General features: G+C 69.1%; 23 protein-coding genes. 15 read left to right on the top strand and 8 right to left on the bottom strand.

Annotated features, from left to right (window positions below; all coding sequences use genetic code 11):
* The first annotated feature begins 86 nt into the window (after positions 1-86).
* The gene (locus tag ACIBK4_RS12390) at positions 87-680 is read left to right on the top strand and encodes a TetR/AcrR family transcriptional regulator (protein ID WP_398994593.1); all 594 of its coding nucleotides are present in this window, start codon (positions 87-89) and stop codon (positions 678-680) included.
* 31 nt (positions 681-711) lie between these two features.
* Here the strand turns inward: ACIBK4_RS12390 and ACIBK4_RS12385 are convergent, their stop codons facing one another.
* The 5 genes from ACIBK4_RS12385 to ACIBK4_RS12365 are packed head-to-tail and all read right to left on the bottom strand — an operon-like array spanning position 712 to position 4888.
* The gene (locus ACIBK4_RS12385; RefSeq protein ID WP_398994592.1) at positions 712-1941 is read right to left on the bottom strand and encodes an amidohydrolase family protein; all 1230 of its coding nucleotides are present in this window, start codon (positions 1939-1941) and stop codon (positions 712-714) included.
* A 6-nt stretch (positions 1942-1947) separates the two neighbouring features.
* Entirely contained in the window at positions 1948-2268 is a 321-nt protein-coding gene (locus ACIBK4_RS12380; RefSeq protein WP_398994591.1) for a hypothetical protein, read from the bottom strand.
* On the bottom strand, positions 2255-3520 hold the full coding sequence (locus ACIBK4_RS12375; protein ID WP_398994590.1) for an aromatic ring-hydroxylating dioxygenase subunit alpha: 1266 nt from the start codon (positions 3518-3520) through the stop codon (positions 2255-2257). The genes ACIBK4_RS12380 and ACIBK4_RS12375 overlap by 14 nt, the downstream gene beginning before the upstream one ends.
* A gap of 4 nt (positions 3521-3524) precedes the next feature.
* Positions 3525-4187, bottom strand: coding sequence for a carboxymuconolactone decarboxylase family protein (locus tag ACIBK4_RS12370; RefSeq protein ID WP_398994589.1), 663 nt, complete (start codon positions 4185-4187; stop codon positions 3525-3527).
* Complete coding sequence (locus ACIBK4_RS12365) at positions 4184-4888, bottom strand: SDR family NAD(P)-dependent oxidoreductase (RefSeq protein WP_398994588.1); 705 nt, start codon at positions 4886-4888, stop codon at positions 4184-4186. Before ACIBK4_RS12365 ends, ACIBK4_RS12370 begins: the two co-directional genes overlap by 4 nt.
* A 236-nt stretch (positions 4889-5124) precedes the next feature.
* On the opposite strand from ACIBK4_RS12365, the gene ACIBK4_RS12360 reads away from it, so the two are divergent.
* From ACIBK4_RS12360 to ACIBK4_RS12295, 14 genes are all read left to right on the top strand, one after another.
* A complete protein-coding gene (locus ACIBK4_RS12360) occupies positions 5125-5856 on the top strand; it encodes an SDR family oxidoreductase (protein ID WP_262062210.1) in 732 nt (243 codons plus the stop codon).
* Positions 5853-7292, top strand: coding sequence for an aldehyde dehydrogenase family protein (locus tag ACIBK4_RS12355; RefSeq protein ID WP_398994587.1), 1440 nt, complete (start codon positions 5853-5855; stop codon positions 7290-7292). The genes ACIBK4_RS12360 and ACIBK4_RS12355 overlap by 4 nt, the downstream gene beginning before the upstream one ends.
* Complete coding sequence (locus ACIBK4_RS12350; protein WP_398994586.1) at positions 7289-8494, top strand: CaiB/BaiF CoA transferase family protein; 1206 nt, start codon at positions 7289-7291, stop codon at positions 8492-8494. The genes ACIBK4_RS12355 and ACIBK4_RS12350 overlap by 4 nt, the downstream gene beginning before the upstream one ends.
* A gap of 41 nt (positions 8495-8535) precedes the next feature.
* Complete coding sequence (locus ACIBK4_RS12345) at positions 8536-9903, top strand: ABC transporter substrate-binding protein (RefSeq protein ID WP_398994585.1); 1368 nt, start codon at positions 8536-8538, stop codon at positions 9901-9903.
* A gap of 74 nt (positions 9904-9977) precedes the next feature.
* Positions 9978-10172 carry a ferredoxin gene (locus ACIBK4_RS12340; RefSeq protein WP_327406534.1) on the top strand — a complete coding sequence of 65 codons (195 nt, stop codon included), beginning with the start codon at positions 9978-9980 and terminating at the stop codon, positions 10170-10172.
* A gap of 36 nt (positions 10173-10208) precedes the next feature.
* Entirely contained in the window at positions 10209-11585 is a 1377-nt protein-coding gene (locus tag ACIBK4_RS12335; RefSeq protein WP_398994584.1) for a cytochrome P450, read from the top strand.
* Positions 11582-13243 carry a thiolase C-terminal domain-containing protein gene (locus ACIBK4_RS12330; protein ID WP_398994583.1) on the top strand — a complete coding sequence of 554 codons (1662 nt, stop codon included), beginning with the start codon at positions 11582-11584 and terminating at the stop codon, positions 13241-13243. The genes ACIBK4_RS12335 and ACIBK4_RS12330 overlap by 4 nt, the downstream gene beginning before the upstream one ends.
* The gene (locus ACIBK4_RS12325) at positions 13240-14202 is read left to right on the top strand and encodes an alpha/beta hydrolase (RefSeq protein ID WP_398994582.1); all 963 of its coding nucleotides are present in this window, start codon (positions 13240-13242) and stop codon (positions 14200-14202) included. The genes ACIBK4_RS12330 and ACIBK4_RS12325 overlap by 4 nt, the downstream gene beginning before the upstream one ends.
* Positions 14199-14846 (top strand): DoxX family membrane protein, encoded by a 648-nt coding sequence (locus ACIBK4_RS12320; RefSeq protein WP_398994581.1) that lies wholly within the window; start codon positions 14199-14201, stop codon positions 14844-14846. The genes ACIBK4_RS12325 and ACIBK4_RS12320 overlap by 4 nt, the downstream gene beginning before the upstream one ends.
* Positions 14846-15691 carry an NAD(P)-dependent oxidoreductase gene (locus ACIBK4_RS12315; RefSeq protein ID WP_398994580.1) on the top strand — a complete coding sequence of 282 codons (846 nt, stop codon included), beginning with the start codon at positions 14846-14848 and terminating at the stop codon, positions 15689-15691. The genes ACIBK4_RS12320 and ACIBK4_RS12315 overlap by 1 nt, the downstream gene beginning before the upstream one ends.
* 85 nt (positions 15692-15776) lie before the next feature.
* Entirely contained in the window at positions 15777-17087 is a 1311-nt protein-coding gene (locus ACIBK4_RS12310; protein ID WP_398994579.1) for a cytochrome P450, read from the top strand.
* Positions 17084-17272, top strand: coding sequence for a ferredoxin (locus ACIBK4_RS12305; protein WP_398994578.1), 189 nt, complete (start codon positions 17084-17086; stop codon positions 17270-17272). The genes ACIBK4_RS12310 and ACIBK4_RS12305 overlap by 4 nt, the downstream gene beginning before the upstream one ends.
* Positions 17273-17282: 10 nt before the next feature.
* The gene (locus ACIBK4_RS12300) at positions 17283-17594 is read left to right on the top strand and encodes a DUF1330 domain-containing protein (protein WP_398994577.1); all 312 of its coding nucleotides are present in this window, start codon (positions 17283-17285) and stop codon (positions 17592-17594) included.
* Positions 17595-17705: 111 nt separating this feature from the next.
* Positions 17706-18278 (top strand): TetR/AcrR family transcriptional regulator, encoded by a 573-nt coding sequence (locus ACIBK4_RS12295; protein ID WP_366430786.1) that lies wholly within the window; start codon positions 17706-17708, stop codon positions 18276-18278.
* Here ACIBK4_RS12295 and ACIBK4_RS12290 read toward each other — a convergent pair.
* The 3 genes from ACIBK4_RS12290 to ACIBK4_RS12280 are packed head-to-tail and all read right to left on the bottom strand — an operon-like array spanning position 18244 to position 20813.
* The gene (locus ACIBK4_RS12290) at positions 18244-19056 is read right to left on the bottom strand and encodes an alpha/beta hydrolase fold domain-containing protein (protein WP_398994576.1); all 813 of its coding nucleotides are present in this window, start codon (positions 19054-19056) and stop codon (positions 18244-18246) included. The genes ACIBK4_RS12295 and ACIBK4_RS12290 overlap by 35 nt on opposite strands.
* The gene (locus ACIBK4_RS12285) at positions 19049-19768 is read right to left on the bottom strand and encodes an enoyl-CoA hydratase/isomerase family protein (protein WP_398994575.1); all 720 of its coding nucleotides are present in this window, start codon (positions 19766-19768) and stop codon (positions 19049-19051) included. The genes ACIBK4_RS12290 and ACIBK4_RS12285 overlap by 8 nt, the downstream gene beginning before the upstream one ends.
* A 4-nt stretch (positions 19769-19772) precedes the next feature.
* Entirely contained in the window at positions 19773-20813 is a 1041-nt protein-coding gene (locus ACIBK4_RS12280; RefSeq protein WP_398994574.1) for a 2Fe-2S iron-sulfur cluster-binding protein, read from the bottom strand.
* Positions 20814-20828 lie beyond the last annotated feature (15 nt).

The following is a 20828-nucleotide window of genomic DNA, read 5'->3' as shown; positions in this document are numbered from 1 at the left end:
ACACCGCGGGAATTACAGAAGACTGTCTCCTATAATTGAGAGAACAGGGCAACGCCGGTACGCAGTCCGGTCATTACAATCACGGCATGGCAGAACCGCGCCGCGCCCCGGGCCGTCCACGGGACACGAGCATCAACGAACGGGCCCTCGCGGCAACGCGCGAACTCCTCGTCCAGCGCGGCTTCGACGCCACGACGATCCAGGCGGTGGCGGAGCACTCCGGTGTGCACGCCTCCGCCATCTACCGCCGCTGGCCGTCCCGGATCGAGCTGATCGAGGAGGCAACGTTCCCCGGGCTCAGTCCACTGAGCGTCCGGCCCACGGGGGACCTGCGACGGGACCTCCGCCGGTTCGTCCGCGCCTACTTGGCGGCCTTCGGCGCCCCAGCGGCCCGCGCCGCCGCGGCCGGTCTCTTCGCGCACTCCCAGACGTCGACCACGCCCCGGCCGCCGGAGATGCTGCTGCGCGTGTCGGCGCGACCGCAGTTCCAGGACATCCTGCGCGCCGCGCCGACCGGGACCGTCGACCCCGCCGTGGACCCGGACGACGTCTTCGACATGCTCCTCGGCGCCGTCCTGACCCGCACCCTGCTGTCCACGGTCACGGCCCGCAACCGCCCGATCGAGCGCACGGTCGACATGATCCTGCGGATGCTACGACCCCTCGACGGGCCGGAGTGATCAACTCCCGCTGCTGGCCTGGGCGTTGATATCAGCGGCGCTGGTCGCGGAACACCTTCCCGCCCTTCATCACGAACCGCACGTCCGCCATTACGGAGACGTCCTCCAGCGGATTGCCCGGCACCGCGATCAGATCGGCGAGCAGTCCTTCCGCGATACGGCCCCGGTCGTCGGCGTCGATCAGCTCCGCCGCGTTGACGGTCGCCGCCTGGAGCGCCTCCAGGGGGGTCATCCCGCGGTCGACCAGGGCGATCAGCTCCTGGGCGCCGCGGCCGTGCGGAATCGCCGGCGCGTCCGTGCCCAGCGCCATCCGGACACCCGCCTTGCCGGCCCTGGCCACCACGGTCTTCGCCCGGGGGAAGATCTCGGCGGCCTTCTCCTTCAGCTCCGGCGCGGCATGGGACATGTCCATCCCGTCGATGAGAGCGGTGGTCGGCACCAGGAAAGTGCCCCTCTCCGCCATCAGCGCGATGGTGTCGTCGTCGAGCAGGAAGCCGTGCTCGATGCAGTCGATGCCCGCCTCCACCGCGTGCCGGACGGCGTCGGCCCCATGGGTGTGGGCCGCCACCTTCAGGCCGCGCCGGTGCGCCTCGTCGACGATGGCGCGCAGTTCCTCGTCAGAGTAGTGCTGCGCGCCGGGGGTGCCGGTGTGGGACATGACGCCCCCGGACGCGCAGACCTTGATGAGCCGTGCCCCGTGCTTGATCTGGTAACGGACGGCCTTGCGCACCTCGTCGACACCGTTGGCAATGCCCTCTTCCAAGGAGAGAGGCATGATTCCGGGGGCGTACGCGGCGAACATCGTGGGGTCGAGATGGCCGCCGGTCGGGGTGATGGCGTGGCCGGCCGGCACGATGCGCGGGCCGTCGATCCAGCCGGCGTCGATGGCCTTCGCCAGCGCGACGTCCAGCAGATAGCCGCCCGTCTTCACGAACAGGCCGAGGTTGCGGACCGTGGTGAACCCCGCGCGCAGGGTCCGCCGGGCGTTGCCCACCGCGCGGAGCATCCGCAGCGGGGGATCGTCCTGGACGGGGGAGAACGCGAGCGTCTCTCCCCGGCCGCCCATCAGGAGGTTGACCTCCATGTCCATGAGACCAGGCAGGAGAGTCACGTCGCCGAGATCGAGAACCTCGCTCTCGCTGTCACCCTCGCCCGCGCCGCCGGTGTGCGTGATGCGGTCGCCGTCGACCCTGACCAGCCCCGGCGTCTCGAACTCGCCCGTCTCCACGTGCAGTACACGCGCCGCTTTGAGCGTGAGCACGACCGGTCAGACCTTCGGCTCGACGACGAGATCCATATAGGCGGCCCCGCTGTCCGGCACCCGGGCCTGCTTCCAGACCTCGACCGGGAACGACACGTTCACCAGGGAGAACATCAGGAGCAGCAAGTTGCGCTCCTGCTCCGGGAGTTCGGAGAGGGGGAACTTGTCGAGGTGGTCGGAGGCCTGTTCCAGAAGCGGGAACGCGGCGTCGTAGAAGGCCTGCATTTCCTCCATGGAGCTGGCCAGGCGTTTGCTGTACCGCTCGCGCTCGGACTCCAGGATCCACTCGCCGAACGGTTCGAGAGCCGCGAACTCACTGGGCAGCATCGGTGTGCTCCTTGACGTAGTCGGCGACCGTCTTGTGCAGATGGCGGAGCAGCAACTCCTGGTCGCAGAGCGGGAATTCGGTCACGACCCGGCTCTTGAGCATCGTCTGGGTGGCTTCGAGGGTGTTGCCGTCCTGGAGCGCGTACTCCTTGAACGTCACCGCCGCCAGCTCCTGCTTGAGGCGCTCGCGGGCCGTCTTGGCGGGCACGAAGTACAGGTTGGCCTCGAAGAGGTGCTTGTCCACCGCCGTCGGCCAGTAGTGGTACGTCAGGTACCAGCCGGGCTTCCAGATCAGCAGGGTCATGTTGGGGAAGAACTCGAACGAGTCGTTGCCCCACGCGCGGTGCCGGCCCGGGTTGAGACCCGTCGGCAGATTGTCCAGGCCCTCGATGTCGGGCGCCTCCCACGGGCCGAACAGGCCGCTGCGCAGGGCGCGTTCGATGGGCTTGACGATGGTCAGGTCCTTGGGCGGGGACATGCCTCCCCAGGAGGAGATCATCGAGTGCGGGGGGTGGATCTCGTAGTGCAGCGCCTCGTACCCGACGTTGAAGAGCTTGTCGGCCTCGTCCTTGACGGCCTGCTTCATGTGCAGGACGGGCGCGTGGTAGAACTCCGCGAACGCGTCGATGAACAGCTTCCAGTTGCTGCCGATCTCCGCCTTGTACGTGAAGACCTCGGTCATCTCGTGGAAGGGGTAGCCCTCCAGGCCCTTGGCGAACTCGCCCAAGTACTCCTTGAGCGGCTGGGCTTCGGGGTCGAGGTTGACGAAGATGAACCCCTCCCAGACCTCGCAGCGGACCAGCTTGAGGCCGTAGTCCGCCTTGTCCAGGTCGAAGAACTCCTTCTCCTGCTGGACGAAGGTCAGATCGCCGTCGAGGCTGTAGCGCCAGGCGTGGTACTTGCAGGTGAACTGGCGGCAGGTGCCCTTGACCTCCTCGCCCGGATAGTCGTTCCACACGAGCTTGTTGCCGCGGTGGCGGCACACGTTGTGGAAGGCACGGATCTCCTTGTCCTTGCCCCGCACGATCACCAGTGAGGTGTCGGCGACGGCCAGCTCCTTCGTGAAGTAGCTGCCGACCTTGGGGACTTGCTCGACCCGGCCGACGTTCAGCCAGGTCTTCTTGAAGATCGCTTCCTTTTCGGCCTCGTAGTAGGCGGGGTCGATGGAGTCCTCGTAGTTGACCGGGCTGGTGCCCAGCTCGGGGTAGTTCTCGGTCCAGCTCCCGGCCTCGGGCTTGGCGAAGTGTGGCATGGGATCACCCCTCTCGCTTGTGAGAATACCATTCTCGTTTTGGGAAACTGAAGTTCTCTTCCGAGATCACGGGGTCGAGTTCCACGCCGAAGGTGTTGAGGGCCATCGTGAGCATCGTGTAGGCGCCGATGGTGAACACCAGGTCCATCAGCTGGTGTTCGTCCAGGTCGGCGGCGAGTGCCGCATAGGTCGCGTCCGACAGGCCCGAGTCCGTCTCCAGCTCGTCCACCGCCCGGTTGAGCAACGTATCGGCGCCCGTGCGGACTTCGTCGATCTCGGCCTCGGTCACCCCGGCCTTCCGGCCGATCAGGACATGACTGGCCCACTCGTACCTGCTGCCCCGCCGCCAGGCCACGCGCAGCACGGCCAGCTCACGGACCCGCACCGGCAAGGTCGTGGTGTTGAGATGCATGTTGAACGTCAGGAACGCCCGGGCCAGCGCCGGATGCCGCTGGAAGATCCCGAGAACGTTGGCCTCGGGCAGCTTCCGGTGGGGGTTGATGACCGAGAACAGGTCGTGGTCCCAGTCGTCGTACGGCACCGGGGGGATGCGAACGCCGTTCCCGGCGGCGGTACTTGCGTGCTCGCGGTGCTCGGCGCCCGTCCCGCCCGGAGTGTCGTGCCGCTCGGTGCCCGCCTCGTCGCCGCGAGTCCCGCCCCCGCTCACGTGTTCCGCCCGCCGTTCACGCCCAGGATCTGGCCCGTGATGTAACCGGCCTCCTCGGACGCGAGGAAGGCGCAGGCCGCGGCGATGTCCTCCGGGCGCCCGACCCGCCGTACCGGAGTGCGCTGGATGTGCTCCTCGACCGTCCCGCCGAGCAGTTGGCGCTCCTCCGAGCGGCGCAGCATGGGCGTGTCGATGAAGCCGGGCGGAACCGCGTTCACGGTGATCCCCTGCGGACCCAGCTCCAGGGCCAGCGACTTGGTCAGCCCGTTGACCGCCGACTTCGCGGCCACGTAGTGCGTCATGAACTGCTGGCCGGACTGCGCGCTGGACGAGGAGATGTTGACGATCCGACCCCAGCCGGCCTCCACCATGTCGGGCAACACCGCCTGCACACAGTGGAAGACGCCGTTGAGGTTGACGTCGATGACCCGCTGCCAGGCCTCGAAGGTCAGGTTGGCGAAGCGCTTGTAGCCCTCCATCCCCGCCGCGTTGACCAGCACCGCGACCGGGCCGAGCTGCTCCCGGATCTCGGCCAGTGCCTCGTCCACCTGGGCCCGGTCGGAGACGTCGGCCTTGCGGGAGAAGCCTCTGTCGGACGGATTGAGGTCGAGGGTGGCGACCTGGAGACCGTCGGCCTCCAGGCGCTGCGCGATGGCTTGTCCGATGCCGGAGCCGCCGCCTGTGACGAGGGCTGTCCTCATGCCGGAACCCCCTTCGTCTCGATCATGAAAATCTCCCTTCCAGATCTGAGAAGCGTATTCTCGTCTCCGGTACTTCCGGAAGTCCCGCGCAGGCGGGGGCTGTTCGCCGCGGTCCGTGGCTCTGTCAGCAAGTCGCCAGGATGACATTCTCGCTGCCGGATGGTTGATTCGCGTATAAGGAGAATGTAGTTTCCGCTTCATTGGAGCAAGCCGCCCATCCATGCGAGGAGAACAGGATGCGGTTCCAGGACAAGGTGGCGATCGTCACCGGAGCGGGACAGGGAATCGGCGAGGACTACGCCCGGGCGCTGGCCGCCGAGGGAGCACGGGTCGTGGTCGCCGACATCAACGAGGAGCAGGGACAGCGGGTCGCCAAGGAACTGGACTCCGCGCTCTTCGTCAAGGTCGACGTCGGAGACCCCGCCTCGGCCGACGCGCTGGCCGCCGCCACCGTCGCCGAGTTCGGCCGCATCGACTACCTGATCAACAATGCCGCGATCTACCACAGCATGCGGCGCGAGGGCCTGACCACCGTCGACCTCGACTACCTCAACCGCTTCATCCAGGTGAACCTGATGGGCGCCCTCTACGTCACCCGGGCCGTCGTCCCGCACCTGACCGAGGGCGCCGCGATCGTCAACCAGTCCTCCGCCGCCGCCTACATGGCGAGCGGCTACTACGGCCTGGCCAAGATCGGCATCAACCACCTCACCGCGTCCCTCGCCGCCGAACTCGGCGGCCGGGGCATCCGCGTCAACGGCATCGCCCCCGGCCCCACCGACACCGAGGCCACGGCCACCGTCGTACCGGTCGAGTTCCAGGAGCGGATGACCCAGGCCCTGGCCATCAAACGGATGGGTACCCCCGGCGACCTCACGCCGACCGTGCTGTTCCTGCTCTCCGACGACGCCGGCTGGCTCACCGGCCAGACCATCAGCGTCGACGGCGGACAGGTGGTACGGCTGTGACCCGCCTGCTCATCGACGGCCAACTCGTCGACGGGGAGCGGACGTTCCCCTCCCTCAACCCCGCGACCGGCGAGGTGTACGGCCACGCCCCCGACGCCACGACCGCCCAGGCCGAGGCCGCCGTAGCCGCCGCGCGCACGGCGTTCGACACCACCGACTGGTCGACGGACGTGCAACTGCGCATCCGCTGCCTCGACCAGCTGCACCAGGCGCTCACCGACCACGTCGAGGAGCTGCGCGAGCTCACGATCGCCGAGGTCGGCGCGCCCCGCATGCTCACCTACGGCCCCCAACTCGACGACCCCGTCAAGCTGGTGCGCTACTACGCGGACCTGCTGCGCAAGTACCCGCTGACCGAGGATCTCGGCGAGTCCGAGATCCGCGGCCAGCGGCACCGGCGCTGGGTGGAGAAGGAGGCCGCCGGGGTCGTCGCGGCGATCATCGCCTACAACTACCCGAACCAACTCGCCCTGGCCAAGCTCGCCCCCGCGCTCGCGGCCGGCTGCACGGTGGTCCTGAAGGGCGCCCCGGACACCCCGCTGACGACCCTGTTCCTGGGTCAACTCATCGCCGAGCACACGGACATACCGCCCGGCGTGGTCAACGTCCTGACCTCCTCCGGCGCCGACGTCGGCGAGACGCTCACCACGCACCCCGACGTCGACATGATCACCTTCACCGGGTCCACCGCGACCGGCCGCCGCATCATGGAGGCCGCGAGCCGCACGGTGAAGAAGGTCTTCCTGGAACTCGGCGGCAAGTCCGCCATGATCGTCCTCGACGACGCCGACTTCGCCACCGCCGCCATGTTCGCGGCCGGCACGATCTGCTCCCACTCCGGGCAGGGGTGTGCACTGACCTCCCGGCTGCTCGTGCCCCGGGAGCACCACGACGAGATCGTCGCGATGGTGGCGGCGGGGCTCGGCCGTATCCCGCTCGGCGACCCGGCCGACCCCAAGACCTTCGCGGGCCCGCTCATCAGTGAGCGCCAGCGCGAGAAGGTCGACGGCATGGTCGAGAGGGCCGTAGCGGCAGGCGCGAACCTCGTTACCGGCGGTGAGAAGATCGATCCCGGGTTCTTCTACAAGCCGACCCTCCTCAGCAACGTCGACCCGGACAGCGAGATCGCCCAGGACGAGGTCTTCGGCCCGGTCCTCGTGGTGATCCCCTACGACGACGATGACGACGCCGTCAAGATCGCCAACAACTCCATCTTCGGTCTCTCCGGCGGCATCCAGAGCGCCGACGACGAACGGGCCATCGCGCTGGCCCGCCGCATCCGCACCGGCACCTTCAGCATCAACGGCGGCAACTACTTCGCCGCCGACGTGCCGTTCGGCGGCTACAAGCAGTCCGGCATCGGCCGGGAGAGCGGCGTCGCCGGGCTTGAGGAGTTCCTGGAGTACAAGGCGTTCGCGGTCGTGGTCCGGTCATGATGCCGCTCGAAGGCATCCGCGTCCTCGAAGTCGCCATGTACGGCTTCGTCCCCTCGGCGGGAGCCGTCCTCTCCGACTGGGGAGCGGACGTCATCAAAGTCGAGCACGCCGTTACCGGCGACCCGCAACGCGGTCTCCGGCAGACCGGCACGATGCGCGTCGAGGGTGACCCCAACCCCAACGTCGAACACGCCAACCGCGGCAAGCGCAGCCTCGGCCTCGACATCTCCCGCCCCGAGGGGAAGGACGTTCTCTACGACCTCGCCCGGCGCGCGGACGTGTTCCTGACCAGCTTCCTTCCCGGTCACCGGGAGCGGTTCGGCATCGACGTCGACGACATCCGTAGCGTCAATCCCCGCATCATCTACGCCCGGGGCAGCGCCTTCGGCCCGAGGGGAGCGGAGGCGGGAAAGGGTGGCTACGACATGACGGCGTTCTGGGCCCGCGCCGGCACCGCCGCGAGCATCACCCCCGAAGGCACCGACGGCATCATCAACCCGCCCGCCCCGGCCTACGGCGACACCATCTCCGGCACCAACCTCGCCGGCGGCATCGCGGCCGCGCTCCTGAAACGCGAGCGCACCGGCGAACCGTCGGTCGTGGACGTCTCCCTGCTCGGCAGCGGACTGTGGGCGATGGGCCACGCCACCGCGCTCTCCCTGCACCTCGGCAAGCCCTGGATCCCGCCGCCCGTCGGCACCCACGGCTCCGTCACCAATCCGCTGTCCGGGCTGTACGAGACGTCCGACGGCCACCATCTGGCGTTCGTCATGATGCAGCCCGGCAAGTTCTGGGCCGATGTGTGCCGGCACATCGACCGCCCCGAACTCGCCGACGACCCCCGCTTCGACACGGCCGAGAACCTCATTTCCAACACCGCCGAGGCCGTCAAGATCCTGCGCGAGGTCATCGCCACCCGCACCCTCGCGGAGTGGAGCAGGCGCTTCGCCACCCTGGTTGGGCCGTGGGCCCCGGTCCAGGACTCCCTGCAAGTGGGCGACGACCCGCAGATCAGAGCCAACGAGTACCTGCTGCGGGCAGGGGAGCTCGAACTGGTCGCCAGCCCCGTGCAGTTCGACGTGCACGCCCCACAACTCGGGCCCGCGCCCGAGTTCGCCGCCCAGACCGAGGAGATCCTCCTCGAACTGGGCCTGGACTGGGACCGCATCATCGCGCTGAAGGCGGCGGGCGCGGTCACCTGATTCCACCCGACAGCGGGACTCATTCTCAACGAGGAGAACCGATGAGACGCTTGCTCATCCCCGCGCTCGTCCTGGCCCTCGCGGCCGCGGCCGGATGCTCCGGCCGCACCAAGTCCGCGGACACCAGCAGCCCTTCCACCACCGGAGCCGCCGACACCGCCACCGCGGACTTCGGCACGCTGAAGTCCGTGTGCGGGAAGGGGACGGCCAAGACCGTCACCAGCCAGGGCGTCACCAGCTCCGAGATCAAGGTCGGCGTCTTCTCCGACGTCGGGTTCACCAAGAACCCGGAGTTCGAGAACGCGGCGAAGGTCTTCACCTCCTGGTGCAACGCCGCCGGCGGCATCAACGGACGCAAGATCACGCCCGTGACGCACGACGCCCAACTCATGCAGGTCAACCAGCAGATGATCTCCGCCTGCCGCACCGACTTCTTCGAGGTCGGCGGCGGCGCCGCCCTCGACGGCCTCGGCGTCAAGACCCGGCTGAAGTGCCTGCTCCCCGAGTTCCCCGCACAGGTCACCTCCGAGGTCGGCGCCGATCTCCAGGTGATGACGCAGGGTGCCTCGTCCGGCTACGCACCCTACGCCGGCTACTACTCCTGGCTGTTGAAGGAGGCGTACCCGTCGTCGGCGAGCGGCGTCGGCATCATCACCGGGGACGTGCCCGTCACCAAGGTCATCGCCGCCCAGGACAAGGAAGTCCTCACGGCGATGGGCGGCAAGGTCACCTACTCCGACCTCTACCCCGCACAGGGCGTCTCCGACTGGACGCCGTACGCCCAGTCCATCAAGACGAAGAAGGTCAAGGGCCTGGTCTTCCTTGGCGACTTCACCCAGCTCGCGAAGCTGGAGCAGGCGCTCACCAACATCGACTACAAGCTCGACTGGGTCGACGCCAACAACAACGCCTACGGTCCCGCGTTCCTCAAGCTGGCCGACACCGCGCTGAGCTCCCAGACCAACTTCGCGAGCATCGACGGGACTTACCCGCTGGAGAAGGCGGACGACAACCCGGCCACCAAGGAAATGGTCGCCCTGTTCAAGAAGTACGCGCCCGACGCGCAGATCACCCTGCCCGCCGTGCACGCCTTCTCCACCTGGCTGCTGTTCGCCACCTCAGCCCGTGACTGCGCGGAACTGACCCGGAGTTGTGTCCTGGCGAACGCCAAGAAGCAGACCGAGTGGACCGGGGGAGGCCTCCAGGCCCCGGTGAACCTGACCAAGCCCGACGAGCCCGTGAAGTGCTTCAACGTCGAGAAGGCCACCACCAGCGGCTGGGTCCCCGCCGACTTCAAGCCCACCGACGGCGCCTACCGCTGCGACGCGCCCGTCTACAAGTACAAGGGCAACTACGGCAAGCCGCCGACGCTGGCGGACGTCGGAAAGTCGATGGCCGACCTCAAGTAGCCACGCCAGGGCGCCCGTTCACCAGGACCGTCATCCAGCACCCCACCCATTCAGCGCGGCAGGAAGGAAGGACCGTGAAGGTACGAGTCGACCCGGAGCGCTGCCAGGGCCACACGCTCTGCGCGATGCGCGCTCCGGACACCTTCGAACTCAGCGAGATCGACGGGCACTCCTCGGTCGTCGAGGAAGAGGTCCCCGCCGACCAGGAGGCGGCCGTCCGCGAGGCGGTCCTGTCCTGTCCCGAGCGGGCGATCTCCCTCATCTCCTGACCCCCACCTCATCCACCGAGCAGGAGAGGACTCCGCATGACCACGGAAGACGCGGCCGTCGACGACGACGCCGGCCGCAAGCACCCCCAAGTGCACTTCGACCGGCACACACCCGACTATCGCGACCGGTTCGAGGACATCACCCACGAACTGCACGGGCAGTGCCCGATCGCCTGGACTGAGGCCCATGGCGGCCACTGGGTCGCCAGCGGCAACCGTGAGGTCTTCGAGCTCGCGAGGTCCGCCGAGTTCCTCTCCAACGACCATGACGTGAAAGGGGAACGGCGCGGCTACAAGGGCATCTCCATCCCCCCGCCGCCCCGCGCCCGGGAGGCGCAGGGCGGCTTCCTGGAGATGGACCCGCCGGACCAGCGCTACTACCGGCAGACCCTCAACCCGTATCTGTCACCGGCGGCCATCCAGCGCTGGATCCCGTTCGTCGACGAGATCGTGCGCGCCAGTATCGACGAGAAGATCGAGTCGGGCCGCATCGACTTCGTCGACGACCTCGCCAACATCGTCCCGGCCGTACTCACGCTCGCGATGATGGGCATCCCGCTGGAACGCTGGACCATCTACAACGAACCGGCCCACGCCTCCGTCTACACACCCCCCAACTCACCCGACATGCCCAGGGTGTTGGACCTCAGCCGCAAAATGGGCATGGACCTCATGGGCCAGCTCGCGGAGATCCGCACAGCGCCCCGCCCGGGCCTCGTGGACGCGCTGGTCCGCGCCGACCTCAACGGCCGCAACCCCGACGACGGCGAACTCCTCGGCGTCCTGGCCCTGTTGATCGGCGGCGGCTTCGACACCACCACCGCACTCACCGCCCACGCCCTCGAATGGCTCTCGCAGAACCCGGAGGAACGCACCCGCCTCAGCCGCGACCGGAAGACCCTGCTGGACTCCGCCACCGAGGAGTTCCTGCGCTTCTACACCCCGGCCCCCGGCGACGGACGCACCTTCTCCGCCGACTGCGAGATCGCCGGCACCGAATTCAAGGAGGGCGAACGCCTCTGGCTCTCCTGGGCGATGGCCAACCGCGACCCGTCGGTCTTCCCCGACCCGGACACGATCGACATGGAACGCAAGGGCAACCGGCACAGCAGCTTCGGCCTCGGCATCCACCGCTGCATCGGCTCCAACGTGGCCCGCACGGTGTTCAAGCGGATGGTCACGGCCGTACTCGACCGCATGCCCGACTACGCGTGCGACCCCGAAGGCGCCGTGCACTACGAGACCATCGGCGTCATCCAGGGCATGCGCCACGTCCCGGCCACCTTCACCCCCGGCGAGCGCCTCGGCGCCGGACTCGACGAGACCCTCGCCGAACTGCAGAAGATCTGCGACGAACAGCGCCTCGCCGAACCCGTCACCGTCCGCAAGTCCAAGGCGCGGATCGACACATGACGGACCATCAGCGACCCGGGCCGGTGATCACGGAGGAGAACGCGTTCTTCTGGACCTCCGGTGCGGACGGCCGGCTGCGGCTGGCGGAGTGCGGGTCCTGCGCGGCCCTCATCCACCCGCCGCAGCCGGTCTGCCGGTACTGCCACGGGCACGACATCGGCGTCCGGACCGTCTCCGGCCACGCGACGCTGATCGGCTTCACCGTCAACCACCGCTTCGCCCTGCCCGGCCTCCCCGCGCCCTACGTCGTGGCCCAGGTCGCCCTGGAGGAGGACCCCCGAGTCCGGCTCACCACCAACGCCGTCCAATGCACCCCGGACGAGCTGGAGTTGGGCATGCGGATGGAGGTCGTCTTCGAACCGGTCGAGGACGCCTGGCTGCCCCTGTTCCGCCCCGCCCGCGACCACCCGGCCACCGACCCGCTGCCGCTCGCCGAGGTCGAGACCCACCAACTCGCCCGCCGCGTACGGCCGATGGTGACCACGGAGAAGTTCGAGGACAAGGTCGCGATCACCGGCATCGGCATGTCCGAGATCGGCCGCCGCCTCCTGGTCCCCCCGGTGTCCCTGACCGTCCAGGCCTGCGAACGCGCCATCGCCGACGCCGGTCTGACGATCGCCGACATCGACGGCCTGGCCACCTACCCGGGTGCCGGTGCCGCGTACGGCGGCTTCGGCGAGGGAGGCGTCACCGCCCTGGAGTCGGCCCTCGGCCTGGAACCGACCTGGTACAACGGCGGCAGCGAGACCTTCGGCCCCTGCGGCTCCCTCATCTCCGCGATGCTCGCCGTCGCGGGCGGCCTGGCCCGCCATGTCCTGTGCTTCCGCACGGTCTGGGAGGCGTCCTACGGCGACCTCGTGCGCCGCGGCCGGATCGCGCAGGCCCCACAGCGCCAACTGGACGGCTGGATGAAGCCGTTCGGAGCGATCTCGGCCGCCCACACCCTCGCCCAGAACGCCCAACGCCACTTCCACCGCTACGGCACCACCCGCGAGACCCTGGGCTGGATCGCCCTCAACCAGCGGGCCAACGCGGCACTCAACCCCACCGCGGTCTACCGCGACCCGATGACGATGGACGACTATCTGGGCGCCCGCCCGATCACCACTCCCTTCGGCCTCTACGACTGTGACGTGCCCTGCGACGGAGCGGTCGCCGTGATCGTGTCGGCTGTGGACACGGCACGCGATCTCGCCCAACCACCCGTCTTCGTCGAGGCAGTTGGCACCCAGATCCTGGAACGGCTCGAATGGGACCAGAGCACGCTCACCCACGAACCCCAAGTCCTCGGCCAGTCAGCCCACTTGTGGTCCCGCACCGCACTGCGCCCCGAAGACGTCGACGTGGCCGAGCTGTACGACGGCTTCACCTTCAACTGCCTCTCCTGGCTTGAGGGGTTGGGGTTCTGCGGCATCGGTGAAGCCAAGGACTTCCTGGACGGAGGCAAGAACATCGCACGGGACGGCGTACTGCCCCTGAACACCCACGGCGGACAGCTCTCCCACGGCCGCACCCACGGCATGGGACTCGTCCACGAGGCGATCACCCAACTGCGCGGCACGGCCGGGCCGCGGCAGATCCCTGGCGCGCGGGTCGCGGTGGCGAGCAGCGGCGGACTCACCCCGAGCGGCGTGATCCTCTTCCGGGCGGACGGATGAACTCCCGTACCACGGAGGTCGTTTCGCGCGTCGTCGACGTCGACGGCATCCCGATGTCGGCACTCGTGTGCGAGGTCCCCGAACCGCGCGCGGTCGTCGTCGCGCTGCACGGGGGAGCGGTCACGTCGAGCTACTTCGACTATCCGGACCAACCTCGGCTGTCCCTCCTGCGCACCGCGGCGGCACTGGGCTTCACCGTCGTCGCCATCGACCGCCCGGGATACGGCAGTTCGGCTCCGCACGGCGAGACCATGGCTTCCCCCGGCCGCCGCGTCGATCTCGCCTACGCGGCGGTGGACCGGCTGCTGGCCTCGCGTCCACGCGGGGCGGGACTGTTCCTCTGGGCCCACTCGATCGGCTGCGCCCTGGGTGTGCACATGGCGGGCGACGAACGCCGGAACGACCTTCTCGGCCTGGAGATCGCCGGTACCGGACGCCACCACGCGCCCGGCGCCGTAGAGATCCTCGACTTCCGGCAGCGCGACCCGGCCGTACCGCGACGGTCCGGACCCGGCCTGCGCACCCTGCTCTGGGAGCCGGCCCGCCTGTACCCGGACGAGGTGATCGGCGCCGCCCCTATCCAGTCACCGGGCCCGCCCTACGAATCCACCGTGGCCCGCCGCTGGCCGCTGGAGTTCGCCGAAGTCGCCGCCCGCGTACGGATTCCCGTCCACTACACACTCGGCGACCATGAACGCGTGTGGAGTTCCGGGCCCGAGGCCATGGCCGACATCGCGAGCCTGTTCACCGACTCCCCGCGAGTCGTCACCGAGGAACAGGCCGACAGCGGCCACAACTTGAGCATCGGGCACACCGCGACCGGATACCACCTGAAGATCCTCTCGTTCGTCGAGGAGTGCGTTGTCGGATCCGGGAACGGCGGATACGGGGCCGTCGGATACGAGGCAGGCGGCTGTGAAAGCGGTGGGATCGACCGACTCCCGAGGAGGGCCGGATGAGCGACGCCGATGTCGCCGTACTGCTGCTCGTGCGCGTGGTCGTAGGGCTGATCATGATCATGCACGGGCTGAATCACTGGCGAGGTGGCGGCCGTATCGAGGGCACCGCCCGCTGGTTCACCGGACTCGGCCTGAAACAGGGCGTGTTGCAGGCCTGGATGAGCGTGCTCACCGAGGTCGGCGCGGGCGTTCTGCTCATCCTGGGCCTGCTCACTCCGCTGGCCTGCGCCGCCGTGATCTCGGTGATGCTGGTCGCGGGGCTGCTCGCCCACCGGCCCAACGGCTTCTTCGTCTTCAAGGACGGCTACGAGTACGTCCTCACGCTCGCCGTCGCAGCCCTGGCCCTCGCGGTACTGGGCCCCGGCCGCTGGTCCGTCGACCACGGGGCCGGCATCGATCTGACCGGCTGGACCGGCGGTGGCATCGCGCTGGGCGCGGCCGTGGTGGCCACCGGGGGACTGCTGGGCACGTTCTGGCGACCGGAGCGCAAGGCTGCCGCCGAGCCCGAGGTCGAGCCCGAAGCCGGCAGCGAGCCTGAGGTTCACGCCGAGCCCGGAGCGGGTGCCGAGCCTCAGGGTTCCGTGGCCGAACCGGCGCCCGAGAACGAGAACACCCCCGATTCGGTCGACCAGGAGGCCCGCTGATGCGCGTCGGATTCATCGGGCTGGGCAGTCAGGGCGCACCCATGGCACGCCGGATCGTCGAGGCGGGCTTCGCCACCACACTCTGGGCACGCCGCCCCGCCACACTCGCCGCGTTCGCCGACACGGCCGCGCAGCGGGCCACCTCTCCCATCGAACTCGCCGCCGCCAGCGACCTGGTGTGCGTCTGCGTCGTCGACGACGCCGATGTCGAACAGGTCGTCACGGGCGAGCACGGCGTGCTGAGGGGTCTGCGCCGGGGCGGGGTGATCGCCGTGCACAGCACCGTCCACCCCGACACCTGCCGACGGCTCGCCGAGCGCGCCCAGGTGCACGGCGTCTCCGTGGTCGACGCACCCGTCAGCGGCGGCGGAAGCGCCGCTGCCGAGGGGCGCCTGCTAGTGATGGCGGGCGGTGAGTCGGGCACGGTCGCCTACTGCCGCAAGGTGTTCGAGACGTTCGGCGATCCGGTCGTCCACATGGGTCCGCTCGGCTCGGGACAGATCGCCAAACTCCTCAACAACCTGTTGTTCACTGCCAACTTGGCGACCGCGGCCGACACACTGTCCCTGGCACCGGAGTTCGGCATCGACCGAGGCGCCCTCGCCGAAGTCGTCCTGCACGGCAGCGGATCGAGCTTCGCGCTCGACCGCGTGAAGGCCGCAGGCGGCACGCTCGACCGTCTCGCTGAACGCGCCGGACCGCTGCTCCGTAAGGACGTGAGGCTGCTGGCCGACCTCGCCGAGTCGGCCGGCGCCCCGACGGGCACCGTGCTGACGGCGGCCGACGCGGCCCTCGACCACATGGGCCAGGGACGGCTGACGGCACCCGCAACTCCCGCTCCATGAAAGCGAAAACGACCTTCTCGCCACCGGAGAACATTGATATCGTCGCTCGTCGTCAGACTGGTGACGGAAGGGAACCGTACACACCGTGAAGGACTTCGAGGCGATCGACTTCTTCCAGGACGACGAAGTCGTCGCGGACCCCTATCCCTATTTGGAGGCCATGCGCGGGAAGTGCCCGGTCCTCCGCGAGAACCATCACGACGTCACGATGGTGACGGGGTACGACGAGGCGATCCAGGTCCTCAACGACCCCGACACCTACTCGTCCTGCCTCTCGGTGACCGGCCCCTTCCCCGGGTTCCCGGTCCCGCTCGTGGGCGACGACGTGAGCGCGCTGATCGAACAGTACCGCGACCAGCTCCCGATGAGCGACCAGTTGCCTACGCTCGACCCGCCCGTGCACACGGACCACCGCGGACTCCTCATGCGGATGATCACCCCGCGGCGCCTGAAGGAGAACGAGGCGTCGATGTGGCACCTCGCCGACGCCCAGCTGGACGCGTATCTCGCCGCCGGCGAGGGCGACTTCATCAGCGGGTTCGCCGGTCCCTTCACGCTGAGGGTCATCGCCGATCTGCTCGGTGTGCCCGACGAGGACCGCAACACGTTCGTGGAGGGCCTCGAACACCGGCCGCAGGCGGGCATCGGCAGCACGGACGGCGAGGTGTCGTACTCGCCGCTGGAGTATCTGTACGGGCAGTTCTCTGCCTATGTCGAGGAGCGCCGCCGCGAACCCCGCGAGGACGTGATCACAGGTCTCGCCCTCGCGAAGTTCGCCGACGGTTCGACCCCCGACGTCGGCGACGTGGCCCGCGTAGCCACCAACCTCTTCGCGGCCGGCCAGGAGACCACCGTCCGGCTGCTGAGCAACGCCCTCAAGCTGATCGCCGAAGACCCGGACCTGCAGCGGCTGTTGCGCACCGAGCGCGACCGCATCCCGAACTTCATCGAGGAGACGCTGCGCACCGAGAGCCCGATCAAGGGCGATTTCCGGCTCTCCCGCGTCCCGTCCACGGTCGGCGGCGTCGACATCCCCGCAGGCACCACCCTCATGGTCCTCAACGGCGCCGCGAACCGCGACCCGCGCCACTTCGAGGACCCCGAGATCTTCGACCCGGCCCGCGCCAACGCCCGCCACCACCTCGCCTTCGGCCGGGGCCCCCACACCTGCCCCGGTGCCCCACTGGCCCGCGCCGAGGCCCGGGTCGGCATCGAGCGCATGTTGGACCGTACGACGGACATCAGGATCTCGGAGAGCGTGCACGGCCCTGCCGACGCGCGGAACTTCCGTTACCTGCCGACGTACATCCTGCGCGGACTCACCCATCTCAACCTGGAGTTCACGCTCGCCGAGGAGTCCGACAGGTCCGAGGAGTCCGAGGAGTCCGCGCGATGAAAGCCGTGGTTGACGCGGACCGTTGCCGGGGTCACGGCATCTGCTGGTCGATCTGCCCCGAGGTGTTCGACCTGACCGACGACGGCTACGCCGAGGTGCTGACCCCCGAGGTCCCCGCGGAGTACGAGGAACAGGTCCGCACGGCCGTGGGCAGCTGTCCCGAGCGCGCGATCACGCTGAGCTGAGGAGCACCGGATGCCCAAGGGGTACGTCATCCTGACCGAGTCCATCAAGGACCCGGCCGGAATGGACGCCTACAGCCGGGCGGCCGGTCCGTCGATCGCCCAGGGCGGCGCGTCCGTCCTCGCGGCCGACGGCCGGCCGCAGCTTCTCGAAGGCGAGTGGCACGGCGACCGGACCGTCGTTCTCGAATTTGAGAGCGTCGAAGCCGCGAGGGCCTGGTACGAGTCGGAGGCCTACGGACGCGCGAAGCCCCTGCGGCAGGCGGCGGCCGAGACGAACGCGGTGATCGTCTCTGGCTTCGAGATGCCGTCCCGGGGCGCGTGAGAACGAACGAGGCCCGGCCCGGGAAGGGCAATGCCATGGCCGGAAGGGTCGCCCGATCGCGACGGCAACCGTAATGTCACATGCGTGTTGCCGGGGTGGAAGGGGTGCTCAATGACGACGGCCCGACACGAGGAGATTCTTGTCGCCGCGCTGGGGGTGTTCGCCGAGCGGGGTTACAAGAAGGCCTCCATCGACGCCGTGGCCGAGCGCGCCGGCCTGACCCGGCAGGGCGTGCTGCACTACTTCCCGAGCAAGAAGCGGCTTCTCCTCGCCCTCGTCCAGCTCCGTGAGGACCTCGCCCGCGAACACCTGGCCGCCCTCCACGCGGACGCCGGCGAGGACCTGCCCGGACTGCTCGCCGAGGTCATCACCTATGACCACAAGAATCCCGGTCTCGCCCAGATCCACAGCGTTCTCGTGGCCGAGGGCGTCACCGGCAGCGACGAGGCACAGCGGTTCTGCCACGACTACTACCGGTCGATCCAGGACCAGACCGTCGAGCACCTCACCGCGCTCTACGGCGACCGGGTCCCCAGCGGCCTGACCCCCCGAGCCGCCGCCACCGCCGTGGTGGCGATGCTCGAAGGGGTCCAGCAGCAGTGGATGCTCGACGAGGAGCAGACCGACTACCCCGAGATCATCCGCGATGTCATGGGCGTGCTGCTCGGGCCCACGCCTGTATGAAATCGGCCATCGCCGTCACGCTCTCCGGATGCAGACTCACCGCGTCCGGCCGTACCCGAAGATCCACCGTGACACCGGAGTGCGCGGCGCGGGCGGCGAAGGACAGGGAGTCGTCCAGCAGCGGATCGGTACCGGCGACCAGGAGCTGGATCGGCGGCAGCCCGTGCAGATTGGCGTGCAGCGGGCTCAGCAGCGGGTTGGTCCGGTCGGCGCCGCCCGCGAACCGGGCCGCGTGCAACCGGAGTTCGTCGATGTCGAAGCCCGGATCGGCGGCCGCGTTGAACAGCAGACTCGGCGCGTCCAACGTCAGGTCCAGCAGCGCCGAACTCAGCACCGCACAGTCCGGCGCCTGAGCCCCCATGTCCCGCAGCCGCACCAGCAACGAGGCCGCGAGCCCGGCCCCCAACCGCTCACCGGCCAACGCGACCGGACCACGCGCCTGGCACGAGCTGTATACGGCGTGCACGTCGTCGAGCGCCCCAGGGAACGACGACCGATAGCGCGGGCACACCACAACTGCCCCTGTTCGCAAGGCGAGTCGCTCCGCCAGGTCCACCGCCGACTCCGGAGAGGCCGACAACTGCCGGTCCCCGTGCAGATACAGGATGACGAGATCGCTCGCGTCCGGCGGTCGTACGATCGGCCCCACCGGGCTCGACTCGACCCGCACCCGCCCGTCGCCGGCCGCCGCACGGTCCGTGTGCGTCCGTACGTCGGCCAGGTCGGCGTGGCTCAGGCCGGTCTCCGCTCCGGTCGCCCCAACTCGCGTGTCACCCACGGGACATCACCCTCTCCGCTGCCTGCCAGTGCTCGTCGGACACCCAGAGGCGGGCGAACGCGCGGGCCGCCTCCTCCTCCGGGACGGCTTCGCTCATCACGCGTTTGATCTCCCGCGCCGGATTGGTCGCGAGGGATCTGGCCAGGGTGCGCCAGCCCTCGGCGAACTCCGCGCGCGGCAGCACCAGTTCGAGCAGTCCGACGCGTTGGGCCTCGGCCGCGTCGAGGACCGTCCCGGCGCCGGCGAGCATCAACGCCCGCCCCTTGCCCACCAGTTGGGCGAGCCGCTCGGCGCCGCCCCACGCGGGCATGATCGCCAGGGCCACCTGGTTGAAGCCGATCCTGATGTCGTCGGCGGCGACCCGGATGTCGGCGGCCACCGCGACCTCGGCGCCGCCGCCGAACGCGTGCCCGTTCAACGCGGCGATCACCGGTCCCGGGAAGGCCGCGATGCGATCGCAGATCCCCCTCATCCGCACGGCCATGGCCATCGCGTCCTCCTCGGTCCGGATCGCACTCAACTGCTTCAGATCCCCGCCCGAGACGAACGCCCGGTCGCCCGCACCGGTGATGACCAGCGCCTTGGCGCCGGCTGCCGCGTCGAGGACCGTGTCGAGTTCGTCCATTGTGGTCGGGGCGATGGCGTTGCGGGCGTGCGGGCGGTCGATGGTGACGACCGCCAGGCCCTCGTCGAGTTCGAGATCTACGTCCATGGCCTCAGTCCTCGTATTCGACAGTGACGTGCGGGGTGGTCGGCTCGCCCTGGCAGGTCAGGACCCAGCCCTCGGCGATCTCGTCGTCGTCGAGCGCGTTGTTGACGCGCATCTTGGCCTCGCCTTCGATGACGTGGGCGATACAGGTGGCGCAGTTGCCCGCCTCGCAGGAGAACGGCGGGGCCAGACCTGCCCGACGCGCACTCTCCAGAAACGTCTCGCCGGAGCGCTGCGCGAGCGTGTGCCGCTTGCCGGAGAGCACGAGCGTGAGGGTGCCGTCCTGGTCGGCGGGTTCCTCGGATTCCCGCTCGGGGTTCTCCTGGAGCGGGTGTTCGGCGGCGGTCTGCGCGAACCGCTCGACGAAGATCCGCTCCGGGGCGACCCCGTCGGTGAGAAGCGCGTTCTCCACCAACTCCATGAAGGGCGCGGGCCCGCAGAGGTAGAAATCCGCGTCCGTGTCACCGCCCGCGAACTCCCGCACCTGGTCCGCGGTGACGAACCCCTGCCGGTCGTCGAGATGGTGCCGGACCACGAACCGGTCCGGATACCGCTCGCCCAACTCGCCCAACGCGGCGGCGAAGATGACGGAGTTGGCGTCCCGGTCGGCGGACAGCACCCGCACCGGCCGCCCGGTCCCGGCGAGCGCCGACTTGGCGAGCGACAGGATCGGCGTAATCCCGCTGCCCCCGCAGAACGCGACCACCGGAGCGGTCAACTCCCGTGCCCCGCCTGCCTCGTCGCCCTCCCGCAGACAGAACACCCCTGCGGGCAGCGTGGTTTCGACGACGTCGCCGGGCGCGAGATGGTCGTGCATCCAGTTGGACACCAGGCCCCCCGGAACCCGCTTCACCGTCGTCATCAGCTCGGTGTCCGTCTCCGGCGAACTGGACATCGAGTAACTGCGCAGCGTGCCACAGGCCTTGATCGTCACGAACTGGCCCGCCCGGTACGGGAAGGGCGCGTCGAGTACGTACGTCCGTGTGTCGGGCGTCTCCTGGATGATCCGTGTGATCCGCACCGGGTGGAACCCGTGGTCTCGTCCCATGTATGGAATTTACCT

Source organism: Streptomyces sp. NPDC050528, from assembly GCF_044457795.1.
GTDB lineage: Bacteria > Actinomycetota > Actinomycetes > Streptomycetales > Streptomycetaceae > Streptomyces.
The sequence above is the reverse complement of the archived record's forward strand: the minus strand, read 5'-3'. Positions and strand labels throughout refer to the sequence as shown.

Coding starts and splice junctions, on each gene's coding strand:
- ACIBK4_RS12390 (WP_398994593.1), top strand. CDS start 87: ATGGCAGAACCGCGCCGCGCCCCGGGCCGTCCACGGGACACGAGCATC.
- ACIBK4_RS12380 (WP_398994591.1), bottom strand. CDS start 2,268: ATGCTGCCCAGTGAGTTCGCGGCTCTCGAACCGTTCGGCGAGTGGATC.
- ACIBK4_RS12375 (WP_398994590.1), bottom strand. CDS start 3,520: ATGCCACACTTCGCCAAGCCCGAGGCCGGGAGCTGGACCGAGAACTAC.
- ACIBK4_RS12365 (WP_398994588.1), bottom strand. CDS start 4,888: ATGAGGACAGCCCTCGTCACAGGCGGCGGCTCCGGCATCGGACAAGCC.
- ACIBK4_RS12360 (WP_262062210.1), top strand. CDS start 5,125: ATGCGGTTCCAGGACAAGGTGGCGATCGTCACCGGAGCGGGACAGGGA.
- ACIBK4_RS12350 (WP_398994586.1), top strand. CDS start 7,289: ATGATGCCGCTCGAAGGCATCCGCGTCCTCGAAGTCGCCATGTACGGC.
- ACIBK4_RS12345 (WP_398994585.1), top strand. CDS start 8,536: ATGAGACGCTTGCTCATCCCCGCGCTCGTCCTGGCCCTCGCGGCCGCG.
- ACIBK4_RS12335 (WP_398994584.1), top strand. CDS start 10,209: ATGACCACGGAAGACGCGGCCGTCGACGACGACGCCGGCCGCAAGCAC.
- ACIBK4_RS12330 (WP_398994583.1), top strand. CDS start 11,582: ATGACGGACCATCAGCGACCCGGGCCGGTGATCACGGAGGAGAACGCG.
- ACIBK4_RS12325 (WP_398994582.1), top strand. CDS start 13,240: ATGAACTCCCGTACCACGGAGGTCGTTTCGCGCGTCGTCGACGTCGAC.
- ACIBK4_RS12320 (WP_398994581.1), top strand. CDS start 14,199: ATGAGCGACGCCGATGTCGCCGTACTGCTGCTCGTGCGCGTGGTCGTA.
- ACIBK4_RS12315 (WP_398994580.1), top strand. CDS start 14,846: ATGCGCGTCGGATTCATCGGGCTGGGCAGTCAGGGCGCACCCATGGCA.
- ACIBK4_RS12305 (WP_398994578.1), top strand. CDS start 17,084: ATGAAAGCCGTGGTTGACGCGGACCGTTGCCGGGGTCACGGCATCTGC.
- ACIBK4_RS12300 (WP_398994577.1), top strand. CDS start 17,283: ATGCCCAAGGGGTACGTCATCCTGACCGAGTCCATCAAGGACCCGGCC.
- ACIBK4_RS12295 (WP_366430786.1), top strand. CDS start 17,706: ATGACGACGGCCCGACACGAGGAGATTCTTGTCGCCGCGCTGGGGGTG.
- ACIBK4_RS12285 (WP_398994575.1), bottom strand. CDS start 19,768: ATGGACGTAGATCTCGAACTCGACGAGGGCCTGGCGGTCGTCACCATC.
- ACIBK4_RS12280 (WP_398994574.1), bottom strand. CDS start 20,813: ATGGGACGAGACCACGGGTTCCACCCGGTGCGGATCACACGGATCATC.